This is a genomic window from Neoroseomonas rubea (genome assembly GCF_016106015.1).
Classification (GTDB): Bacteria; Pseudomonadota; Alphaproteobacteria; order Acetobacterales; family Acetobacteraceae; genus Neoroseomonas; species Neoroseomonas rubea.
In genome coordinates this window covers 1-3,185 of the sequence record NZ_JACADQ010000419.1, presented here as the reverse complement: position 1 = coordinate 3,185, position 3,185 = coordinate 1, and the positions used below count along the sequence as shown (strand labels likewise).

At 74.0% G+C, this 3,185-nt stretch carries 2 protein-coding genes and 2 pseudogenes; 2 read left to right on the top strand and 2 right to left on the bottom strand.

The genetic code is table 11. The features are described 5' to 3' along the window. Window positions 1–191, top strand: a pseudogene (locus tag HW577_RS22960) (UDP-glucose 4-epimerase GalE); the annotation flags it as partial. A gap of 10 nt (window positions 192–201) precedes the next feature. Here HW577_RS22960 and HW577_RS22955 read toward each other — a convergent pair. Continuing rightward, window positions 202–798, bottom strand: a complete 597-nt coding sequence (locus HW577_RS22955) for a hypothetical protein (protein WP_198378435.1) — start codon at window positions 796–798, stop codon at window positions 202–204. 83 nt (window positions 799–881) lie between these two features. After that, window positions 882–1,829, bottom strand: a complete 948-nt coding sequence (locus HW577_RS22950) for an alpha/beta hydrolase (RefSeq protein WP_198378434.1) — start codon at window positions 1,827–1,829, stop codon at window positions 882–884. An 81-nt stretch (window positions 1,830–1,910) separates the two neighbouring features. Here HW577_RS22950 and HW577_RS22945 point away from each other — a divergent pair. Beyond that, a pseudogene (locus HW577_RS22945) lies at window positions 1,911–3,185 on the top strand (GNAT family N-acetyltransferase); the annotation flags it as partial.

Below are 3,185 nucleotides of genomic sequence, written 5' to 3'. Positions count from 1 at the left end.
GGGTCGGCCGCCGGCCCGTGCCGCACAGCATCGGCCCGCGCCGCGCGGGCGACCCCGCGGTTCTCGTCGCCGCCTCCGACCGCCTGCGCGCCGAGACCGGCTGGGCGCCGCGCCTGGGCAGCCTGGACGACATTGTCCGCACCGCCTGGGCGTGGCGGGAGGCCCATCCACGCGGCTACGCGGATCGCTGAGGACGGCGCGTCAGCCCAGCAGGTTGCCGTTCATCGGAACGGTCTTCCCCTTCTGCCAGAAGGGCTGGCCATCCGTGTCGAAGGCGTGCTGCGCGCGGAAGGGCACGGTCTCGGTCACGCCCGCGACGGTGCACTCCATCATGCCGGCCACGACCGGCACCTCCACGGGCGTGAAGCGCAGCCAGCGCCCATCATCCAGCGCGACAAAGGCGACCAGCTGCTCCTCGGTCGCGATGCGCAGATCCTCATCGCTGAAGCCGGCGGGCCCGGCCCGGCGCGCGCCCTCTGCCCGTTTCGAATCGTCGCGCCCATGGGTGTGGTAGAAGGCGACCGGCTTGGTGCCCGGCGGGCAACCGCGGTTCGGCGTCACGTAGCGGCCACAGGGATCCTTGGTGAACCCGATCGCGAGGTCGTCCTCCGAGCCCGGCGCACCTTCCACGTGCCCCAGCGCGCCCGTCTTCTCGTTGCGATGGACGATGCCCCCGCGTTCCAGCTGGTCGCCCTTGGACAGTGGCAGCAGCTTCCTGAGCCGCGCCTTGACGAGGTCCTCGATCGCGCCGTCCTCATTCGTTGGAGCCTTCCGCTGCCCCGCGCCCGCGCCAGCCATGGGCTGCCTCCATGCGTTGCCGGGCACAGCCTGCACGCGGCGGCCGCACGGCCGCCACGAAGCATCTCACAGCAACGCGCCGTTCAGCCGAAGCGGCGCGCCAGCCACGCCCCGGCCTCGGCCACCGCCCGGTCGGACGCCTTCACATGCCCGATGGCGCGCAGGAAGCCGTGCAGCACGCCAGGGAAGGTCGTCGCCTCCACATCCACGCCCGCCGCGCGCAGCCGGTCGGCCATAGCGTGGTTCTCAGCCGCCAACACGTCGAGTTCGGCCACATGCAGCAGGCAGGGCGGCAGGCCGGCCAGGTCCGCGCGCAGCGGGGCCGCGAGTGGATGCAGCCGGTCGGCCTCCCGCGGCGCGTAGCAGCGCCAGTAGAACTCCATCTTCTCCCGCGTCAGCGTGTGGCCGGTGGCGAATTCGACGTAGGAGGCCGTGTCGAGCCGCGAATCGAAGACGCCGTAATTCAGCAGCAGGCCTCGCAGCGCCAGGGCCGGATCCGTCTCCCGCAGCAGCAGCGCGGCCGCCATGGCGAGGTTCCCGCCCGCCGAATCCCCGCCGATCACGATGCGCGACGGGTCGAGCCCCCATTCCGCACCATGCCGCGCCACCCAGCGGATGACCGCGGCGCATTCCTCGAGGGCCTGCGGAAACGGCGCTTCGGGCGCCAGCGCATAGTCCGGCCCCACCACTGCGCAGCCCGCCGCCGCGGCATAGGCGCGCATGATGTGGTCATGCGTGTCGATGCTGCCCCAGACCCAGCCGCCGCCATGGATGTAGACCATGACCGGCAGTGGCGCGTCGGTGCGCGGGCGGTGCACGCGGCAGGCCAGCCGCCGGCCGCGGATCGGCAGCCAGCGGTCGCCGCTCTCGGCCATGCGCGGTCCGCCAACGGCCGACAGCGTCAGCCCCGGCCCGTCATTCGCCGCCCGCGCCGCATCGAGCGGCGGCGTCATCGCCACCGGCGGAAAGGCGCGCCCGCGCTCCTCCATCATGGCGGCGAAGGCGCGCATCTCGGGGTCCCAACGGTCCATCACGTCTCTCCTGGCTAGCGAGGGAAAGCGTGCGGCAGGCCCGGCAAGGCGGCAAGGTTGCGACAGCGCGCCGGAAAGATCATGCTGCACCGCACAATGCTGCCCGCTCTCACCCTCTCCGGCCGCGGGGGGTTCCGCGACCAGGCGCTGCTCAAGCCCGGCAGCCTCGTGCTGGTCGCGGCACCGGGCAACGTCGAGGCGCCGCTCCTCGCGCGCAACATCGCCGCCGGCGGGTTCCGCGGGCGGGCCTTCGCCGTTGGCGACGGGTTCGACGGCTTCGAGGCCGCGGCCAGCATCACGGACCTGCCGCTCACGCCCGACCTCGCCATCCTCTGCGTCCCGGCGACCGGGCTGGGCCCGGCGATGGAGGCGCTCGCCGCCAGGGGTTGCTTTGCCGCCATCATCCCCGGCCAGGCGCCGGACCTCGCTTCCATCCAGGCGCGCACGGGGGTGCAGGCGCTGGGCCAGGGCTCCTTTGGCATCGCCGTGCCGGCGATCGGGCTGAACGCGACCCTGTCCCACCTCACCCCCGCCAAGGGGAGGCTCGCGCTGGTCACGCAGTCCTCGGCCATCGCGCGGGCCGTGCTCGACTGGGCGGCGGCGGAATCGGTCGGCTTCAGCCACGTGGTCGGCATCGGCGGCAACCAGGGCTACGGCTTCGCGGGCGTGCTGGACTGGCTGGCGCGGGATGCGGGGACCGGCGCGATCTTGCTCGACATCCGGCGGATCAAGAACCGGCGCATGTTCATCTCGGCTGCCCGAGCGGCCGCACGCACGCGCCCCGTGGTCGCAATCCGCGCCGGTGGGCGGCTGGCCGATGCCTCGGGGGAAGCGGATGCGGTGATGGAAGCCGCGCTGCGCCGCGCCGGCGTGCTGCGCGTCGCGGGACTCGAGGACCTGCTCTCCGCAGCCGAAACCCTGGCCCGCGTGCGCACCCCGACCCGACCGGGCCCCGCCGGTGCTGGCGATCGGATCGCGGTGGTCACCAACGGCATCGGCCTGGGCGCGCTGGCGTCGGACGCGGTCCTTGCCGGTGGGGCGCGACTCGCCGAAGTGCCGGAGGACGCGATGGCGGCGATCGCCCCGGGTCTTCCGGCCGGCAGCAGCGGGCGCAATCCGCTGGCCATCGGCCCGGCCGCCTCGGCCCGGCTGGGAGAGGCCGCCGCGATGCTCGCCGCGCTGCGGGAAGTGGATGCCGTCGTCGCGCTGCACGCCCCGACGGCCGAGGAGAACCAGGACCTGGCGCGGGAGGAACTGGCCGCGGCGGTGAAGGCGAGCCGCGGCGCGCCCATCCTCGTCGGCTGGCCGGGCCAGGCGACGGCGGGGGTGCAGCGCGCGCGCCTGGCCGAAGCCGGC